22 protein-coding genes are annotated in these 17,392 nt (G+C 71.1%); 13 read left to right on the forward strand and 9 right to left on the reverse strand.

The window, feature by feature from the left end; all coding sequences use genetic code 11:
• The first annotated feature begins 15 nt into the window (after positions 1–15).
• Both cbiE and MFF24_RS19580 read left to right on the forward strand, forming a co-directional pair.
• Complete coding sequence (gene cbiE / locus MFF24_RS19575) at positions 16–1,251, forward strand: precorrin-6y C5,15-methyltransferase (decarboxylating) subunit CbiE (RefSeq protein WP_238226602.1); 1,236 nt, start codon at positions 16–18, stop codon at positions 1,249–1,251.
• On the forward strand, positions 1,230–1,667 hold the full coding sequence (locus MFF24_RS19580; protein WP_238226604.1) for a cobalamin biosynthesis protein: 438 nt from the start codon (positions 1,230–1,232) through the stop codon (positions 1,665–1,667). Before cbiE ends, MFF24_RS19580 begins: the two co-directional genes overlap by 22 nt.
• Here the strand turns inward: MFF24_RS19580 and MFF24_RS19585 are convergent.
• Positions 1,653–2,552: a LysR family transcriptional regulator gene (locus tag MFF24_RS19585; RefSeq protein ID WP_108938967.1), complete on the reverse strand. Its 900-nt coding sequence runs from the start codon at positions 2,550–2,552 to the stop codon at positions 1,653–1,655. The genes MFF24_RS19580 and MFF24_RS19585 overlap by 15 nt on opposite strands.
• Positions 2,553–2,648: 96 nt before the next feature.
• Here MFF24_RS19585 and MFF24_RS19590 point away from each other — a divergent pair, with 96 nt between their 5' ends.
• The 3 genes from MFF24_RS19590 to MFF24_RS19600 all read left to right on the forward strand — a co-directional run bounded on the left by MFF24_RS19590 (position 2,649) and on the right by MFF24_RS19600 (position 5,286).
• The gene (locus MFF24_RS19590; protein WP_166058617.1) at positions 2,649–3,089 is read left to right on the forward strand and encodes a PACE efflux transporter; all 441 of its coding nucleotides are present in this window, start codon (positions 2,649–2,651) and stop codon (positions 3,087–3,089) included.
• Between the two features lie 65 nt (positions 3,090–3,154).
• The gene (gene cobM, locus MFF24_RS19595) at positions 3,155–3,964 is read left to right on the forward strand and encodes a precorrin-4 C(11)-methyltransferase (RefSeq protein ID WP_238226605.1); all 810 of its coding nucleotides are present in this window, start codon (positions 3,155–3,157) and stop codon (positions 3,962–3,964) included.
• Complete coding sequence (locus MFF24_RS19600) at positions 3,961–5,286, forward strand: cobyrinic acid a,c-diamide synthase CobB (protein WP_238226607.1); 1,326 nt, start codon at positions 3,961–3,963, stop codon at positions 5,284–5,286. The genes cobM and MFF24_RS19600 overlap by 4 nt, the downstream gene beginning before the upstream one ends.
• Positions 5,287–5,489: 203 nt before the next feature.
• Here the strand turns inward: MFF24_RS19600 and MFF24_RS19605 are convergent, their stop codons facing one another.
• Positions 5,490–5,897, reverse strand: a complete 408-nt coding sequence (locus MFF24_RS19605; protein WP_108938971.1) for a helix-turn-helix domain-containing protein — start codon at positions 5,895–5,897, stop codon at positions 5,490–5,492.
• A gap of 449 nt (positions 5,898–6,346) precedes the next feature.
• On the opposite strand from MFF24_RS19605, the gene hmuQ reads away from it, so the two are divergent.
• Complete coding sequence (gene hmuQ / locus MFF24_RS19610; protein ID WP_108938972.1) at positions 6,347–6,682, forward strand: heme-degrading protein HmuQ; 336 nt, start codon at positions 6,347–6,349, stop codon at positions 6,680–6,682.
• A 299-nt stretch (positions 6,683–6,981) separates the two neighbouring features.
• Here hmuQ and MFF24_RS19615 read toward each other — a convergent pair whose 3' ends face one another.
• A complete protein-coding gene (locus MFF24_RS19615; RefSeq protein WP_238226609.1) occupies positions 6,982–7,170 on the reverse strand; it encodes a hypothetical protein in 189 nt (62 codons plus the stop codon).
• Between the two features lie 352 nt (positions 7,171–7,522).
• On the opposite strand from MFF24_RS19615, the gene MFF24_RS19620 reads away from it, so the two are divergent.
• Positions 7,523–9,028 (forward strand): sugar transferase, encoded by a 1,506-nt coding sequence (locus MFF24_RS19620; protein WP_238226611.1) that lies wholly within the window; start codon positions 7,523–7,525, stop codon positions 9,026–9,028.
• Positions 9,029–9,113: 85 nt separating this feature from the next.
• Here the strand turns inward: MFF24_RS19620 and MFF24_RS19625 are convergent, their stop codons facing one another.
• On the reverse strand, positions 9,114–9,569 hold the full coding sequence (locus MFF24_RS19625) for a Fur family transcriptional regulator (RefSeq protein ID WP_238226613.1): 456 nt from the start codon (positions 9,567–9,569) through the stop codon (positions 9,114–9,116).
• Complete coding sequence (locus MFF24_RS28860; RefSeq protein ID WP_283214522.1) at positions 9,566–9,688, reverse strand: hypothetical protein; 123 nt, start codon at positions 9,686–9,688, stop codon at positions 9,566–9,568. The genes MFF24_RS19625 and MFF24_RS28860 overlap by 4 nt, the downstream gene beginning before the upstream one ends.
• Positions 9,689–9,963: 275 nt before the next feature.
• Here MFF24_RS28860 and MFF24_RS28865 point away from each other — a divergent pair, with 275 nt between their 5' ends.
• From MFF24_RS28865 to MFF24_RS19635, 3 genes are read left to right on the forward strand one after another with little or no spacing between them, the layout of a single operon-like run.
• Complete coding sequence (locus tag MFF24_RS28865) at positions 9,964–10,095, forward strand: hypothetical protein (protein WP_283214523.1); 132 nt, start codon at positions 9,964–9,966, stop codon at positions 10,093–10,095.
• On the forward strand, positions 10,092–10,985 hold the full coding sequence (gene aztA, locus MFF24_RS19630; RefSeq protein ID WP_238226615.1) for a zinc ABC transporter ATP-binding protein AztA: 894 nt from the start codon (positions 10,092–10,094) through the stop codon (positions 10,983–10,985). The genes MFF24_RS28865 and aztA overlap by 4 nt, the downstream gene beginning before the upstream one ends.
• Entirely contained in the window at positions 10,982–11,869 is an 888-nt protein-coding gene (locus tag MFF24_RS19635) for a metal ABC transporter permease (protein WP_133091305.1), read from the forward strand. The genes aztA and MFF24_RS19635 overlap by 4 nt, the downstream gene beginning before the upstream one ends.
• Positions 11,870–12,109: 240 nt before the next feature.
• Here MFF24_RS19635 and MFF24_RS19640 read toward each other — a convergent pair whose 3' ends face one another.
• Complete coding sequence (locus tag MFF24_RS19640; RefSeq protein WP_108938978.1) at positions 12,110–12,706, reverse strand: exopolysaccharide biosynthesis protein; 597 nt, start codon at positions 12,704–12,706, stop codon at positions 12,110–12,112.
• A gap of 287 nt (positions 12,707–12,993) precedes the next feature.
• Here MFF24_RS19640 and bcsS point away from each other — a divergent pair, with 287 nt between their 5' ends.
• The gene (gene bcsS / locus MFF24_RS19645) at positions 12,994–13,755 is read left to right on the forward strand and encodes a cellulose biosynthesis protein BcsS (protein WP_238226617.1); all 762 of its coding nucleotides are present in this window, start codon (positions 12,994–12,996) and stop codon (positions 13,753–13,755) included.
• Positions 13,756–13,761: 6 nt separating this feature from the next.
• Here bcsS and MFF24_RS19650 read toward each other — a convergent pair whose 3' ends face one another.
• The gene (locus MFF24_RS19650) at positions 13,762–14,496 is read right to left on the reverse strand and encodes an SDR family NAD(P)-dependent oxidoreductase (protein WP_238226619.1); all 735 of its coding nucleotides are present in this window, start codon (positions 14,494–14,496) and stop codon (positions 13,762–13,764) included.
• 165 nt (positions 14,497–14,661) lie between these two features.
• Between MFF24_RS19650 and MFF24_RS19655 the strand changes: the two genes are divergently transcribed.
• Positions 14,662–15,528: a methionyl-tRNA formyltransferase gene (locus MFF24_RS19655; protein WP_238226621.1), complete on the forward strand. Its 867-nt coding sequence runs from the start codon at positions 14,662–14,664 to the stop codon at positions 15,526–15,528.
• A 103-nt stretch (positions 15,529–15,631) separates the two neighbouring features.
• Positions 15,632–15,793 (forward strand): DUF2256 domain-containing protein, encoded by a 162-nt coding sequence (locus MFF24_RS19660; RefSeq protein WP_197711605.1) that lies wholly within the window; start codon positions 15,632–15,634, stop codon positions 15,791–15,793.
• A gap of 6 nt (positions 15,794–15,799) precedes the next feature.
• On the opposite strand, the gene MFF24_RS19665 is transcribed toward MFF24_RS19660, so the two are convergent.
• Positions 15,800–16,393: a nucleotidyltransferase family protein gene (locus MFF24_RS19665; RefSeq protein WP_238226623.1), complete on the reverse strand. Its 594-nt coding sequence runs from the start codon at positions 16,391–16,393 to the stop codon at positions 15,800–15,802.
• Complete coding sequence (locus MFF24_RS19670) at positions 16,380–17,390, reverse strand: molybdopterin-binding protein (RefSeq protein ID WP_238226625.1); 1,011 nt, start codon at positions 17,388–17,390, stop codon at positions 16,380–16,382. The genes MFF24_RS19665 and MFF24_RS19670 overlap by 14 nt, the downstream gene beginning before the upstream one ends.
• Positions 17,391–17,392: the final 2 nt, after the last annotated feature.

A 17,392-nucleotide genomic window follows, 5' to 3' on the forward strand; every position in this document is an offset into this window, starting at 1 on the left:
CCAGCGGCGCGGACCATGACCGCGCCGCTTTCTCCCGAGCCGGGCTCCCCCTGGCTCGCCATCGTCGGCATCGGTGAGGACGGGCGGGCGGGGCTCTCGCCCGCCGCCGCCGCCGCCCTCGACGCGGCGCAGGTGGTCTATGGCGGGCGCCGTCACCTCGCGCTGGCGGGCCCTCTGCCCGCCGAGACCCGGCCCTGGCCGAGCCCGATCACGGACGCCTATCCCGGCATCCTGGCGCGGCGGGGCCATCCCACCTGCATCCTCGCCACCGGCGACCCGTTCCACTACGGCATCGGCGCCGAGATCGCCCGGCTGGTGCCGGCCGCCGAAATCCGTGCCTTCCCGCAGCCCTCCGCCTTCAGTCTCGCCGCCGCCCGGCTCGGCTGGTCGCTGCCCGACACCGCCTGCCTGACCCTTCACGGGCGCGACCTCTTCGGCATCGTGCCCCATCTCCAGCCCGGCGCCCGCCTCCTCGCCCTGTCCTGGGACGGCGCGACCCCCGCCGCGCTCGCCACACTGCTCGTCAAGCGCGGCCTCGGTTCCTCACGGCTCACCGTGCTCGAAGCGATGGGCGGCCCGAACGAGCGGGTCCGCGCCGCTCGTGCGGAGGGCTTCGACCTCACCGAGATCGCCGCCCTCAACACGATCGCGGTGGAGGTCGAGGCCGGACCCGGCGCCCGGATCGTCCCGCTGAGCCCCGGTCTCGCAGACACGTGGTTCGAGAACGACGGCCAGCTCACCAAGGCGGAGATCCGCGCGGTGACGCTCGCGGCGCTCCGCCCGCGGGCCGGCGAGACCCTGTGGGATCTCGGCGCCGGCGCCGGCTCGGTCTCGATCGAATGGTGCCTGCGCCACCCCGCCAACCGCGCGATCGCCGTCGAGCGCCGCCCCGATCGGGCCGAGCGGATCGCCCGCAACGCGAAAACCCTCGGTGTCGGCGCGCGGGTGCAGGTCGTCGTCGGGGCCTCGCTCGCGGCCCTGTCCGGCCTCCCCTCCCCTCGCGCGGTCTTCGTCGGCGGCGGCGTCGCCGAGCCCGGCCTGCTCGCCGCCTGCCGGGAAGCACTTCCTCCGGACGGACGATGCGTGGCCAACGCCGTCACCCTGGAGGGCGAGGCGGCCCTGCTCGCCGCCTTCAGTGAGGCCGGCGGCGCTCTGCGCCGGCTCTCGTTCGCCCAGGCCGTGCCGGTCGGCGGCCTCACCGGCTGGCGGCCGGCCATGCCGATCACGCAATGGGTCTGGACGAAGTCGTGACCCTGCCCCGCCTCGTCGCCGGCCTTGGCTTCCGCCGGGCGACGCCGCCCGCGGAGATCGTCGCGCTCCTGCGCCGCGCCCTCCGTGAGGCCGGGCTCGCGCCCGAGCGGCTCGCCGCCATCGCCACCGCCGCGGACCGGGCCGGCGAACCGGCGATCCGCGAGGCCGCCGCCGCCTTCGGCTTCATCCCGACCGGGGTCGATGCGGCGGTCCTGATGGCGGTGGATGCGCGGGTCGTCACCCGCTCGAGCCGGATCGAGGCGAGCCGCGGCGTCGGCTCGGTGGCGGAGGCGGCAGCCCTCGCCTGCGCCGGCCCGGCGGCACGCCTCCTCCTGCCGCGCATCACCAGCGCGGGCGCCACCTGCGCCCTCGCCATGTTCGAGGACCGCCCTTCGGTCGACTCAATCGCCTCCTGACAGGCCGCCGATCCGCTCCGCGGCGAAGCGCGCGCGCAGCCATGACGCGGCCGGGCCGCAGGGCCGCTGCTTGTGCCAGACCAGTTCCAGGGCGATCGGCCAGTCGCCCTGGTCGAATTGCAGGTCCGGCGTGACGAGGAACGGTGCGGTCTGGGAGGCGGCGATGACGTGGTCGGTGACGAAGGCCCAGCCGATGCCGTGCTTCACCATCTCCAGAATGACCCAGTGGCTCTCCACCCACCACACCTCGGCGGCCACCCGCAGGCGCCGCTTCTCCGGCCCGTCGCTGCGCGCGGCCACGAGGATCTGGCGGTGGCGCTTCAACTCCTCCCACTCCACCCGCGCCTTGGCGAGCGGGTGGTCGCGCCCGCAGACGAGCTTGAGCGGCACCCAGCCGATGGTCTGGAAGCCGAGTTCGGTCGGCAGAACCTCCTGTCGCCACATCACGCCGAGATCGGCGGCGCCCGACTGCACCATGCGGCTGACATCCTCCATCAGCGGGAAGAGCAGTTCCAGCTCGACGAAGGGGAAGGCCTGAGCGAACTCGGCGAAGAGGGCGCCCAGCGCGTGCTCGGGGTAGAGCTCGTCGATGGCGACGACCAGCCGGTTCTCGACCCGCCGCTCCAGGCTGCTCGCCACGCCGATCAGATGCTCGCGCCGGTCGAGCACCACCCGCGCCTCCAGGAGCAGGCGCTCGCCGGCCGGGGTCAGCACCGGGTTCCGGCCCGTCCGGTCGAACAGCGCCAGCCCGAGATCGGTCTCGAGATTCGCCACCTGGGTGCTGACGGCCGATTGCGCCTTCCGCAGCACGCGCGCGGCCCCCGAGAAGGATCCGGCCTCGGCCGCGGCCACGAAGGCCTGAAGCTGATCGAGTGAGACGGCCATCTATCTGTATTCCAGATACGTTCCAACTTGGCATCCGGGGTATCACAGATAGAAGACAGCGGACCAACCCAGGCATCCAGCTTTTCCGGCAAGTCCATGCGCACCACACGCGACCGTATCCGCCACGCGATCCTGTTCGAACTGTTCGGCCTCGCACTCATCATCCCGCTCGGCACCGTGCTGTTCGGCCTGCACACCGCCGACATGGGTGTGATCGGTGTGGGCAGCGCGCTCGCAGCGACGGCGTGGAACTACGTCTACAATCTCGGCTTCGATCGCGCGATGCAGCGGCTGGTCGGGCATACCCGCAAGAGCCTGCCCCTGCGGGTGGGACACGCCGTGCTGTTCGAGGCGGGCCTGCTCGTGATCCTGCTGCCGCCGATCGCCTGGTATCTCGGCATCGGCCTCGCCCAGGCCTTCGTGATGGATCTCGCGATTGCGGCCTTCTACGTGGCCTATGCCTTCGTCTTCAACCTGGCCTACGACCGGGCTTTCCCGCTTCCGAGCTGGGGCGAGGCTGCGGTGGCGTCCCGCTGAGCCGGTCCGCCATCCGCGATCATCGTCTCTCCCCAACGACCGGCCCGATGCTGTAAGCGGACGCCATGACCGTCCACTTCATCGGCGCCGGGCCGGGCGCCGCCGACCTCATCACCGTGCGCGGCCGCGATCTCATCGCCGCTTGTCCGGTCTGCCTCTATGCCGGCTCGCTGGTGGCACCCGAGATCCTGTCGTGGTGCCCGCCCGATGCGCGCATCGTTGACACCGCGCCCCTCGACCTCGACGCGATCATGGAGGAGATCGGGCGAGCGCACGCGGCGGGCCGGGACGTGGCGCGACTGCATTCGGGCGACCTCTCGGTCTGGAGCGCGCTGGCCGAGCAGACCCGCCGGCTCGACGCACTCGGCATCCCCTACACCGTGACGCCGGGCGTCCCCTCGTTCTCCGCCGCCGCCGCCCTGCTGCGGCGCGAATTGACGGTGCCGGGGCTGACGCAATCGGTCGTGCTCACCCGCACCTCCGGCCGGGCGAGCCCGATGCCGGAACGGGAAACCCTCTCCGCTTTCGCGGCCACCGGGGCGACGCTGGCGCTGCACCTCTCGATCCACGTCGTCGAGCAGGCTTGCGGCCAGTTGATCCCGTTCTACGGGCCGGACTGCCCGGCCGCGGTGGTGTTCCGCGCAACCTGGCCCGACGAGCAGGTGCTGACGGGGACGCTGGCCACCCTGCCCGAGCGGGTGCGCGCGGAAAAGATCGAGCGCACGGCGCTGATCCTGGTGGGACCGGCGCTCGACCCGTCGGATTTCCGCGAGAGCGCGCTTTACGCTCCCGATTACGACCGCCGCTTCCGCCCCCGCGGCGCCGTCGGCGCAGTCGGTGCCCTTGGCGCGACATCGGACGAGGCCGCCTCGTGAGCTCCGCCCCCGGCCTCCTCGTCGCCGCGCCGCGCTCCGGCTCCGGCAAGACCACGGTGACGCTCGCGCTGATGCGCGCGCTACGCCGGCGCGGCGTGGCCTTGCGCGGCGCCAAATGCGGGCCGGACTACATCGACCCCGCCTTCCACGAGGCGGCAACGGACGCCCCCAGCCTGAACCTCGACAGCTTCGCCATGCCCGACGCGCTGCTCGACGCCTGCGCCGGCCTGAGCGCGCGCGATGCGGATCTGGTCATCGCCGAAGGCTCGATGGGTCTGCACGACGGCATCGTCGCCGGCGAGGGCCGCACGGGGGCGAATGCCGATATCGCCGCGCGCTACGGCTGGCCGGTGCTCCTCGTGCTCGACGTCTCGGGGGCGGCGCAGTCTGCAGCGGCGGTGGCGCTCGGCTGCGCGGCCTACGATTCGCGCATCCGGATCGCGGGCGTGATCCTCAACAAGGTCGCGAGCCCACGCCACCGCCGCCTCGTCGAGGCAGGGCTGTCGCGGGTCGGGCTGCCGGTGCTCGGCGCCTTCCCGCGGGAGGCGAGCCTCGTCCTGCCCGAGCGCCATCTCGGCCTCGTCCAGGCCGGCGAGACCGCCGACCTCTACAGCCGCCTCGACCGGCTCGCCGACCTCGCGGAAGCCTCCCTTGACCTCGACGCGATCGTTTCCGTCGCCGGCGGGCACGCTCCCGAAGGCAGCAACGGCCTGCCGAAGCCGCCGGCGCAGCGGATCGCGGTGGCGCGGGACGCCGCCTTCTCCTTCCTCTACCCGCATATGCTGGCGGGCTGGCGCGCGGCCGGCGCCGAGATCGTCCCGTTCTCGCCGCTGGCCGACGAGGCACCGGGCGCCGATTGCGACGCCTGCTGGCTGCCCGGCGGCTACCCCGAACTGCATGCCGGCCGGCTCGCGGCGGCGCACCGCTTCCGCGACGGGCTGCGGTGCTTCGCGCAGACGCGGCCGGTCCACGGCGAGTGCGGCGGCTACATGGTTCTGGGCGAGAGCCTGGAGGATGCGGATGGGGTGACCCATCCGATGTGCGGCCTGCTGCCGGTCGCGACCTCGTACCGGAGGCGCAAGCTCCATCTCGGCTACCGTGTCGCGCATCTCCTCGCCGACGGCTTGCTGGGTGCGGCCGGCACGCGCCTCGTCGGGCACGAGTTCCACTATGCGAGCGAGTTGACGCCGAACCCGGAGGACACGCTCGCGCTCGCGCAAGTGACGGATGCGGAGGGCGTGCCGCTCGGCCTCGCCGGCCACCGCCAGGGCCGCGTCACGGGCAGCTTCTTCCACCTGATCTCAGGGACGGCCGGCGGGTAGCCCAGGGCCGAAACACCCGCAGCGCCGCCCGACCGGGCCGGGATCGAGAGGGATGAGATCTCGCGCGGGAATGGCTTCACGCGGAAAGCGCGGGCCGCGTTCCTCTGCCTGAACGGGCCGCTTCCGTCCGGCCGAGAGCCGCAGCCGAGCTCATCGGCTGCGGCTCTCGAATCCGAATCTGCCTCCGCTTCGACGAAGAGCGGTCAGGCGTCGAGGACTTCCGGTTCCTTCTTGCGGCCGAGGCGGGCGGCGCTGCGCACGATCGCCAGGACCTCGCGCCGCAACTGGTCGTCCTCGATCGTCGCGAAGGCGCGCAGCAGATCGACGGCCCCGTGGGCGCGCAGGAAGCCGAACACCTCGGTCTGCTCCTGGGCGGCGGCACCGTCGCCCTCCTCGAAGAAGGCCGAGACCGGAACTTCGAGCAGTCGGGCAATCTCGCGCAGGCGCCCGGCGCCGACGCGGTTCTGGCCCTTCTCGTATTTCTGGACCTGCTGGAACGTCACGCCCACGGCAGTCCCGAGCGCGGTCTGGCTCAAGCCGCGTGCTTTGCGCAGCGCGGTGATCCGGAGCCCGACGAGGCGGTCGACATCGGTTGTCTGTTTCGGCATCATCTTACGGCACGGTCCCTGTTCGACGTCGCAGACCAACCCAAGGACCTCAGGTCGGCGGCGCTTGAGCACTTGCCAGCGTTTTCGGGCATCGCGAAACGCTTCTACTGCCGAGGCAGGTCAGACAGATGCGCTGCGAGGCTACCGTATCGCTGTGGTTTAGCCTGACTGCAGCATCACCATGAAGTGCATACGCAATGCAAGTACCTACCTGTTGCCGGATCGGTGTTTTCAGTTTGCTGCTTGGTTTCTGTTCTCTGAACGTTCCTGCGGCGAAATCGGCAAGCCTCGCTTGAGTTTGGCGGCATTTCTCGCGAATTCGCTGTGGCAGGGGACTCACGCTGTAGGCGGTGGTGCTGGCCCGGCTTCAGCTTACGAGCGAGACTACGTAGAGTCATAAAATTCGGGCGGCCGTTGGGTGGCCGGCTCGATCAGATCGGGAGCGTACGGGCATGTTCATCGCGATGAACCGGTTCAAGGTCGTCAAGGAATCGGCGCAGGACTTCGAGCAGGTCTGGCTCGGACGCGACAGCCACCTGGGCGAGATGGAAGGCTTCGTGGAGTTCCACCTGCTGAAGGGGCCGGAAGCCGAGGATCACATCCTCTACGCCTCGCACACGATCTGGCGCTCGCGGGCCGATTTCGAGGCCTGGACCCGTTCGGAACAGTTCCGCAAAGCCCATGGGCGGGTGCCGGGGACCAAGCCGCTCTATCTCGGCCACCCGCAATTCGAAGGCTTCGAGACGATCCAGACCGTCGCCCGGCCGGAGAACGAACAGGCGGCCTGATCCTGTTTTCCGAGGCCTCACACCGGCATGCGGTCTCGGCGCAGATGCCGCAGGAACACCGCCGTCAAGCTGAGGGCGGGACGGCGCAGAGGTCGTCGACCCGCCCGATGCCGGTCGGCTCGTCCCTCTCTTCGAGCAGGGCGACGCCGAGCGCCAAGCCGGCGATGAGACCGATCCGCTCCGGCCACAATCCTGTGCATAGACCGGAATCGGCCTGACCGGCGTCGAATGGACGACCGTTCAGGGCAGATTCCTGTGCCGTCGCTTGGGCGGAAGGACGGCACGCCGAGAATCGGGCCTCAGATCACGCGCTCGTGTCCGAAACAGTCACCGATCAGCTCCGGCAGGATCGCTTTCGCCGCCGCGACCCGCGCGGCTCCGCCGGCCGGATGCGGCGTCCCGCCGCGAGCCTGCGCGGGCCACGGTCCGCACGAGGGGCCCACCGAGGCCGCGCGCATGCCGCCCCCGGCCGGACGGCTCTCCGTCATTGGATTGTTCGGGAAATCGGCGCGGCCTCCGCACCGCCTCGCGCCGCGAAGCCCCTGATCCCTTCCTCAACATCACGTCATTCGCCTCACGTCGGCGCCGGACCGGAGCCGGCCGGATCGATCAGGGCCGGATTCGCGTTCGGCTCGCGCGGTCGGGACGGACCAAGGCCTTTCGAGAGAGCGAACAGGCCTTCGTCCATCGGACGCATGTCAGCCCGCTGGCGCCCCGACACCTGCCCGGACGGAGACCCGGTGCGCGGCTTGCGCAGGGAACCGCACCACCGAGGGCGGCGACCGGAAGCGTCCCGCTTCGGGACAGATCATCGCCTCAGGGCAGCACAACGCGGGACACATGTTTCACGAGCGCCCACCCCAGCAGTACCAGCGCCTGCCCGGCGACCGGGTGCGCCGTTCAGTATGGGCCGCGCTTCTGCCGCAGCGGCGACGCACGGCCCTGCGCGTCGGCATCTCGGCCGCGCTGCTCACCGCCGATCTCATGGCGATCCTCGCGGTCGGCTTCGCGGTGGATGCGGCCTACCACGCCTATCTCGGCGACGGGGTGCTGATCTCGCTGACGCAGAGCATGAACCTTCAGACCGCCGGCTTCCTCGCCCTGATCGTGGTGGTGACCAACCTTGTCCGCGGCGAGTACAGTATCGAGCGCTGCCTGTCGCAGACGCCGCACGGACAGCGCCGGGCGACGCTCTGGCTGATGGCCTGGGCGGTCGCCCTGCTGGCCGGCTTCGCGACGAAGACGACACAAGATTTCTCCCGCGTCGCCTCGGTCGCCTTCTTCCTCACCGGCCTGCCGGTCACGATCCTCGTGCGTGCGGCGGCGGTGGCGCTGGTTCGCCGCAGCAGCACCTCGGCCTCTCCGTCGGTCAGCCGCGTCCACCTCGTCGGCTACGAGGAGGACGTGACGAATTTCTACGCCAACAACGACGTCGAGGCGCTGGGATTCCGCGTCGTCGGCACGAGCTACCTGCGCCGCTTCGATCCCGCCTCCGGCTCGGCCAGCGCGGAAACCCTGCTTGCCGAAGATCTCGACCTTGCGGTCTCGGTGGTGCGCTTCCTGCGGCCGGATGACGTGTTCGTGCTGGTGCCCTGGTCGGAGCCCGCCGACATCGAGCGCTGCATCGACGCGTTCCTGCGGGTGCCCGCCGCCCTGCATCTGCGGCCCGGCACGATGATGGACCGCTTTCCCGACCTTCAGGTCGCCCGGGTCGGGCGGCTGTCGGGCATCAATATCGGTCGTCATCCGCTCTCCGTCGGCGAGGTCCTGCTCAAGCGCGCCTTCGACGTGACGCTGGCCGGCATCGGGCTCCTGCTGCTCGCTCCCCTGTTCGTGGCGCTTGCCGTGCTGATCAAGCTCGACAGCCCCGGACCGGTCTTCTTCCGGCAGCGGCGCTACGGCTTCAATCAGGAAGCCTTCGGCGTCTTCAAGTTCCGTAGCATGAAGGCCGCCCCCGACGCGCCCTTCCGGCAGGCCTCGCGCAACGACGACCGCATCACCCGCATCGGTGCGCTGCTGCGCAAGACCAACCTCGACGAGTTGCCCCAGCTCATCAACGTCATCCGGGGCGACATGTCGCTCGTCGGCCCCCGGCCGCACGCGCTCGCCCACGACCGCAGCTTCGAGGGCCGCATCGCCCTCTACGCCCGCCGTCACAACGTGAAGCCCGGCATCACCGGCTGGGCGCAGGTCAACGGCTTCCGCGGCGAGACCTTGACCGACGAAGCGATGGAGGCCCGCGTCCAGGCCGACCTGCACTACATCGATAACTGGTCGCTCTGGCTCGACATCACCATCCTCGTCCGCACGATCGCCTCGCCGCGGGCCTACCGCAACGCGTTCTGACCACGACCTTCCGACCTCAGATGTTTCGAACCCGAAGAGGCTCGAGCATCGTGCCGAAGAGCGGCCTCCGGCTTCCGGAAGAAGATCAGGCGCGATCGGGCTCGTTCGGCTCGTCGGCGCGTCCGCGGCAGGCGCCGCATTCGCCCTCGACCTCCAGGATTCGGCTGGTCGGGCTGAAGCCGGTTCCCGCCAGCGTCTGGTCGAGGGCACTCTCGACCGCCGGCGCCGTCATCTCGTCGATACCGCCGCAGGTGCGGCAGATCAGGAAGACGAGGCCCGCCCCCGCCCCGTGCTCGTGTCCGCAGGAGACGAAGGCGTTACGGCTGGAGATGCGGTGGACGAATCCCTGCTCGGTGAGGAAGTCGAGCGCGCGATAGACCGACACCGCCGCGACCCGTCGTCCGGGCGCGCTCATCCGCTCGGCGATGTCGTAGGCGCCGAGCGGCCGGTGCTCCGCCGCCACCGCCGCAAGCACGTCCCGCCGCAGCCGCGTGAATTGCAGGCCGCGGGTCTGGCACAGGCGCTCCGCCCGCTCGATCACGTCTCCGGCCTCGTGCCCACCGCCGCAGCCGGCCCCACCATGACCGTGAGGGTGATGCGCGTGACCGTGCGCGGCGTGGCCGTCACGGTCGCCGCTTCCGTCGCCTTGGCCGTGCTCATGCGGCGCGTGACCGCGCATCCCGACCTCCCCGATATCGGCGCTCGAGACCGCCGTCGTGCCACTCGTATCGCCGCTTGGCCCCGGCCGATCCGGCAGGGGCTGAACTCGACACGGGTCGATTGAACTCGATCCGTGTTACAGTGTATCAGCCCCACCAAGATAGGCGTCCGGCCGCAATCGGGCAACGAGGTGGAGAACGGCGCGGCTCGCGATCATCTCCGGTCTCCGCGACAGCGCCCGCTCCAGCCATCCTCGGAGATCCCAGGAGATCCCATTGACCCGTGCCGGCGGGACCGTCCGCCTCCCGCGCCGCTCGCTGTTCCGCAGCGGGGTCGGCCTGCGACTGGCGGCGGCCCTCATTCTGTCGATCCTGCTCTGGGCGGTGATCCTGTGGGCGCAATCGTGAGTGCCGGGCCGGCCCGAGCCGGCGCCATCCGCTTCCGGAGCCTGACGCTCGGCTACGACCGGCATCCGGCGGTCCATCATCTCGACGGCACCATCGCGGCCGGCGACCTGCTCGCCGTGGTGGGACCGAACGGCGCGGGCAAATCGACTCTCCTGAAGGGCATCGTCGGCGAGATCCGCCCCCTCGACGGGGCGGTCGAGGCGGAAACGCGGCCCGGCGCCATCGCCTACCTGCCTCAGGCCGCCGAGATCGACCGCAGCTTCCCCTTGAGCGTCCTCGACCTCGTGGCGATGGGCCTGTGGCGCCCGCTCGGTGCGTGGCGCAGCCTCACCCGCCAGCGCCCGCACCTGATCGACGCGCTCGCGGCGGTCGGGCTCACCGGCTTCGAGGACCGGCCGATCGGCACCCTCTCCGGCGGGCAGTTCCAGCGGGCGCTGTTCGCCCGGCTGATCCTGCAGGACGCGCGGATCATCCTGCTCGATGAGCCCTTCACCGGCATCGACGAGCGCACCACCGCCGACCTGCTCGCATTGATCCGCGGCTGGCACCGCGAGGGCCGCACGGTGGTCGCGGCCCTGCACGACCTCTCCCAGGTACGCGCGCATTTCCCCTCGACGCTCGTCATCGCCCGCCGTCCCATTGCCTGGGGCTCGACCCACGAGGTGCTGACGCCGCCGGTGCTGGCCCGCGCCCTGCGCCTCTCGGAGGCCTGGGACGAGGCCGCCGCGATCTGCCGCCATGAAGCACCGCCGCCCACGGACGGGTCCCCCGCGGCCGAGACGCACGATCACGGTCATGGACACGCGCATCACGGCCACGATCATGGGCACGCCCCCCACGATCATCATGACCACCACCACGCCCATACGCATCACCGGGCCGTGTCATGACGCTCGCCGACCTTACGGATCTGCTGGTCGGCCCCTTCGTCGAGTTCGGCTTCATGCGCCGGGCGCTGGCCGGCTGCCTCGCGCTGTCCCTCTCGGCACCGCCGCTCGGCGTGTTCCTGATGCTGCGCCGGATGAGCCTGATGAGCGAGGCGATGAGCCACGCCATCCTGCCCGGCGCCGCGGCCGGCTTTCTCGTTGCCGGGCTGTCGCTGCCGGCGATGACGCTGGGCGGGCTGGTGGCCGGGCTCGCGGTGGCGCTCGCCGCCGGGCTCGTCACGCGCTCGACCGTGCTGAAGGAGGATGCGAGCCTAGCCGCCTTCTACCTGATCTCGCTTGCCGGCGGGGTGTTCCTCGTCTCGCTGCGCGGCTCGCAGGTCGATCTGCTGCACATCCTGTTCGGCACCGTGCTGGCGCTCGACGACGACGCGCTCACCCTGCTCGGGGGCATCAGCAGCCTGACGCTGGTCGCGCTCGCTCTGCTCTACCGCCCGCTGGTGATCGAGTGCGTCGATCCGCTGTTTCTGCGCACGGTGAGCCGCGCCGGTGGCCCGGTCCACTCCGCCTTCCTGGCGCTGGTGGTGGTCAACCTCGTCGGCGGCTTCCAGGCGCTCGGCACGCTGCTCGCGGTCGGCCTGATGCTGTTGCCGGCGATCACCGCCCGGTTCTGGGCCGCCGACCTGTCGGGCCTGATTCCGGTGGCGATGTTGGTCTCGATGCTCTCCAGCGTGACCGGCCTGCTGGTCTCGTACCATGCCGGCATCCGCCTGCCGACGGGACCGGCGATCGTGCTGGCGGCGGGCGCGCTCTACCTCGTCTCGATGCTGGTCGGCCCCCGCGGCGGCCTGATCCACCGTCTCGTGCGGCGGCGCCACCTCGAGGCGTGATCCGCGCCCGGTTGTCACGCAGCGGGGCCGGGCTTCTCAGGAAAGGGCTCGCGCGAAGGCGCGGAAGGGATCAAACGGCATCCGCCTGCCAGTTCGTTGCCACTTGGCGTTATTGCGAGGCGAAGCCGTGGCAATCCAGGGCTTCGTTCCATCCGGCGATGATCGCGCCGCCGGATCGCTGACGCCGAGCCTCGCGATGACGGCGGATGGCGAGAGCGAAGCGATGGACCGGAAGCCGCCTTACAGCCCGAGTCCGGGGATCGCCTGCGACAGCCAGGCGAAGGCGCCCATGAGGCTGGCAAACAGCGTGTAGACGAAGCCGATCGAGATCCCGACGCCGACACCGCCGATCAGGAGGCCGATCAGGACCACGAACCCATCACGCTCAACCAGCCCGAGGCCGATCAGCGAGACGGCGAGGCCGAGCGGGATCTGGCCGAAGAAGGGCGGCGCCACGATGAGCGCCAGCGCGAGCGCCAGGATCAGCACCCCCATGCCGCGCATGCCCACCGCGCCGTCGAATACGCTCAGGCGCGGGCGCGACCAGCGCTCCAGCCGACGCAGGAGCGGCACCGCCCGGTTCACCGCCTTCTCCACCGTCGCGCGGGCGATCGATTGGTTGAGCAGCCGCCGCGGCAGCCACGGGGCCGACATCCCGGCGACGATCTGGATGGCGATGACGAGCAGGACCAACCCGCAGACCAGCGGGATCGGCGGCGGCATCGGCAGGCAGTTGGGCAAACCGAGCAGCACCACGAGCAGCGCAAAGGCGCGGTCCCGCAGCACGGCGACGATGTCGCCGACGGTCAGCCGCTCGCTCTCCTGGCTCGCAAGCATCGTGAGAACGTCGGAAGTGCGGGCAGCGGAGGACAAACCGGCTCGGCCGTTGATGGTTCGGTGAGCGCGGCTCTAGCCCAAGCCGGACCATCCGCCAAGCGCCATCGCCCCCGCACGCGTGCCTTGCCACACCGCAGGAATCCGCGTCCAAGTTGTTGAGCGAGACGGAAGTGGTATTTCAAGTAACTACACACCGCCAACTTATCTTAAGTTGTTAATTTTCGCTTAACTGCCGTCGCAAATCGTGACAACCATTGGTTGCTCCGCCGTATTCCGCGCGACCAATCATGTCGAAACGCGCCTCTCGCATACCTGTCGACGATGCCGATGCCTCTTCGTCAACGGCCCGCGCGGATCCCTGGCTCGCCCTCCTCGCTCTCTCCGCCAGCCTCCTCTACGCTCCGGCCAGAGCCGACGACGCGCCTCTGCGGGCCGTCCTGTTCGGCAGCACGGAGGCTGGCGCCTCGGCCTTCTCCGCGAGTGGCGCGAAGCTTGTCTTCGACCGCTTCGACCGGGATGGCCCCGTCGCACTGGTGACGGCGGGCGGAGGCGCCCGGCTGGAGGGCGGCGGCCAGGCGCCGACGATGGTGCGTTTCACCGCGCTCGGCGCGGCACTCGCCGGCTATCAGTTCATCCGGGAATGGGGAGCGGTGACGGTGTTCGCCGGCCCGGAGGCGTCCTGGGAAACGTTGTCCGGCTCCGGCCTGGTGCAGGTGCTCCCCCTGCGGGCGGGTCTGCGCCTGCACGGCGAAGTCTGGGCCCGGCCGACCGAGACGACGCTGCTGACCGCAACCGCCATCCTCGGCTCGGCCCGCGGCGACGCCTATGCCCGGCTGTCCTGGGGCACGGCGCTGTTCGGCGCCTATCTCGGTCCGGAGGCCAGCGTCTACGGCGACCAGACCGATTACCGGAAATGGAGCGTCGGGCTGCACGTCACCGACTACGCGATGGGCGGCTACCGCTTCCGCCTGTCGCCCGGCGGTCAGCTTGAGACGCCGCTCAACCAGTGGAGCCCCTACGTTTCCCTCGCGATCTGGAGCACGTTGTGAGACGGCTCAGCCCTTGGTGCGCAGCGAGGAGCGCCCGCCATCGACGCCGATGACCTGCCCGGTGACGTAGGCCGCCTCCGGGCCGACGAGGAACGCGGCGAGCGCGGCGACGTCCTCGGGCTCGCCGAGGCGCTGGAGCGCGTGCATCGAGGCGATGCCGGAGGCCAAAGTCGCGTTGCGGGTGATGGATTCGGCAAGCGGCGTGCGGGTCAGCGAGGGGGCGACCACGTTGATCCGGATCGCGGGCGCGAGTTCGGCGGCGAGCGAGAGGGCGAGCCCCTCGACCGCTCCCTTGGCCATGGCGACCGAAGCGTGGTGCGAGAATCCTTGCGCGGCGGCCACGGTGGAGAACAGCACGACGCCCGCACTCCCCTCCCCCGCACCGGCCTTGAGCGCGGGGGCCGCCGCCTGCACCGCCAGGAAGGCGCCGAGGGCGTTGATGCGGAAATCCGCCTCGATGCGGGCTGGATCGAGCTTGGCGAGCGGCGCGAGCTGGATCGTGCCGACCGCGTAGATGAGGCCGCCGAGACGCGCGCCCGCCTCGTTCGCGACGCGCGGGAACAGGGTCGGATCGGTGACGTCGCCGGCCGTGAAGCCGGTCTCGCCGAGGTCGGACGCCGCCCGCTCCAATCGCTCGGCATCGCGCCCGACGAGGTGGAGCGCCACGCCCCGGGCGCGGAGGGCCCGTGCCGTGGCAAGGCCGATGCCGCCGGTCCCCCCGTAGATCACGACCCGTTCCATGAAGCCCCCTGCCGAGGGGACTTCACGCGAAGATGCCGCGCATAGATGTCGTCCCCGCCCGAAATCCACTAGCTAAGGCGGAGCGGGTCGGCGTGGAGCCGGCCTCCGCCGCCGCAGACCCGCGCCGAACGTCGCAGGGCGGCCAGCCACGGGACCGAACCACCCATGAAATTCGCCTTCGCCGGCATCGACTTCCTGGGCGGCGTGTTCGACGGGCTGATCGAGGCCGGGTGGACGCCGGTGAAGCTGTTCACCCGGCCCTGCGACGGCATCTACGATTTCAATGACGTCGTGGTGGCGCAGGCCCGGCACCACCGCATTCCGATCCAGCTCTCACGGCTTCTGCCCGAAGACATCGAGCGGCTCGCCCACGAGCACGGCCGCGACGTGGTCCTCGTCGTGGCCGGCTATCCCTGGCTCGTGCGGGGCTGGCACGGGCGTGTGCGCTACGCGCTGAACGTCCACCCCTCGCCGCTGCCAACGGGGCGGGGGCCCTACCCGCTCTTCAAGGCGGTGCTCGACCGCTACGAGAGCTGGGGCGTCACTGCCCACGTGCTCGCCGAGCAAGGCTTCGACACCGGCGACATCCTGGCCCAGGACATCTTCGCCATGGACAGTCACGAGACCCACGAAACGCTGCTCACCAAATGCCAGATGGCGGCTCGCCGCCTCGTCCACGGCCCGATCGGGAAGGATTTGGCCGAGCGCTGGCGCAAGGCGGAGCCGCAGGGGGACGGCTCCTACTGGCCGCGGGTGAACGACGCCGACCGGACCCTCGACTTCCGCAAGGACGTCGCCGAGGTGCTGCGGCGCGTGCGCGCCTTCGGCGCGATCGAGACCATCGCCCGGCTCGGCCAATCGCGCGTCTTCGTGGCCGCCGCCGATGGCTGGCAGGAGGCCCACCGCCACCCCCCCGGCACGATCGTCCATCGCTACCGCCGCCACGTCGTGGTGGCCGCCCGCGACGGCTACGTGCAGCTCACCCGCTGGAGCCCGGTGCCGCTCAACGAGGCCGGGCAGATCGGGCGCTAGCGCATCGTGTTGGACATCGGATCCAGTACGATGCGCTCTCCTCTTGTTTCTGCATCGTCTTTTTCCGAAAGCCGGTAGCCACCTTTCGGGACGATGCACCACGATGCCGCCGATGCGCCGCAAGGGCGACCTGCCCCAGAAGATCTGCGCCCAGTGCGCCCGTCCGTTCGCGTGGCGCAAGAAGTGGGAACGGGTCTGGGACGAGGTGCGCTACTGCTCCGACCGCTGCCGGGCGGAGGCGAAGCGCGCGGCGCGCAAGACCTGACCGGCCTCAGCCCCCCAGCCCCTCCGGCGTGTCGACATCGAAGATCACCGCCGGATCGGCCGGCACCTCCAGCACGTCGCCGCGCCGCCTCAGGAGCGGCCCGGCGCCGCGGTCGCCGGTCAGCGCGGCGAGGTCGGCAGCGAGGCGGGTGAGGTCGAGCAGAACCGGGTTGCCCCGGCGCCCAACGCTCACCGGCACCACCGCCGAGGGGCGCGGTTCGGCCGCCGCGTAGGCCGCAATCAGCGAATCAATATGGGCCGCCTCGATCCGCGGCATGTCGCCGAGCAGCACGACCGCCGCCTCGGTCTCCGGCGGCAGGGCAGCGAGCCCAACGCGCAGCGAGGCCGAGAGGCCGGCGGCGGGGTCGAGGTTCTCGACCAGCGTCAGGTCCAGGCCGGCCAGCGCATCCCGCACGGCCCCGGCATGGGCGCCGAGGACCGCCACGACAGGCCGCGCTGCCGAGGCTAGGGCGGCTTCGGCGGCGCGGCGCACCATCGGCCGGCCGGCATAGGGCGCGAGCATCTTCGGCGCTGACCCGAACCGGGAGCCGAGGCCGGCGGCGAGGATCACCGCGCTGATGCACGGCTCAGACACCGTCACCGCCCGATCGCGGCTGGCCGCGCAGCGGAATCTCGGTGAGCAGGCCGCCGACGCCGAGGCGCACGATGTCGGCCCGCGTCACGGCAAGGCCGGCGAGCAGGCGGTGCAGGACGAAGTCGAAGCCGTTCTCCTTCGGCGAGCGGGCGCAGCCCGGCGCGCCGATCACCGGCACGTCCCCGAGGGCACCGAGCAGCAGCAGGTTGCCGGGATCGACCGGCATGCCGAACTGCTCGACCCGCCCGCCCGCCGCCTCCAGCCCGGTGGGGATCACGTCGCGCCGGTCGGCGATGGCCGAGGCGCCGAATACCACGACGAGTTCCGCCCCCTCCGCCACCGCAGCGGCCATGGCACCCGCGACCGCGCCGGCCTCGTGCCGCACGCGGGATTCGATGGCGATCTGCGCGCCCGTCGACGCCAAGCGCTCGGCCAGCACGCGCAGGGTCTTGGCGACGGTGGCCGCCTTCAGGCCGGGCAGCAGCGTCGAGACCACGCCGACCCGCGCCACACGGTAGGGCGCCAGCCGCATCGGCGGCTCGATGGCCGCCGCGAGCGCCCGCTCCAGCGGCGCGGCGGCGACCGCGTAGGGGATGATCTTGACGGTGGCCACCATCTCGCCCGCCGCCACCGGCCGGAAGGCCGGAAGGGTCGCGACCGTGATCGCCTCATCCACAGCGTTGACGGCGTCGATGCAGGCGGGCTCGACCACGAACACGCCCGCGGCCTCGGCGAACAGGTTGCAGCGCCCCGTGAACGGCGCCTCCGCGCGCAGGCCCGGCCCGGCCAGATGGCCGGCAAGGCGGGCGGCGGCCGCGTCCTCGCCGACATCGCCGGGATCGAGCCGTACCGCCAGGATCTCGGGGATGCCGGATTCGGCGAGACGCTGCGCCTCCTCGGCAGGAATCGGCCGGCCCTTCCTCAGGCTCGCGCCCTCGGCGCGCACGGTATGGGCGGCGATCAGCCCCGCGCTGTCGCGGGTCGCGACGGGTCCGAACTGCATGG

This window comes from Methylorubrum aminovorans (assembly GCF_022179725.1).
GTDB classification, from domain to species: domain Bacteria; phylum Pseudomonadota; class Alphaproteobacteria; order Rhizobiales; family Beijerinckiaceae; genus Methylobacterium; species Methylobacterium aminovorans.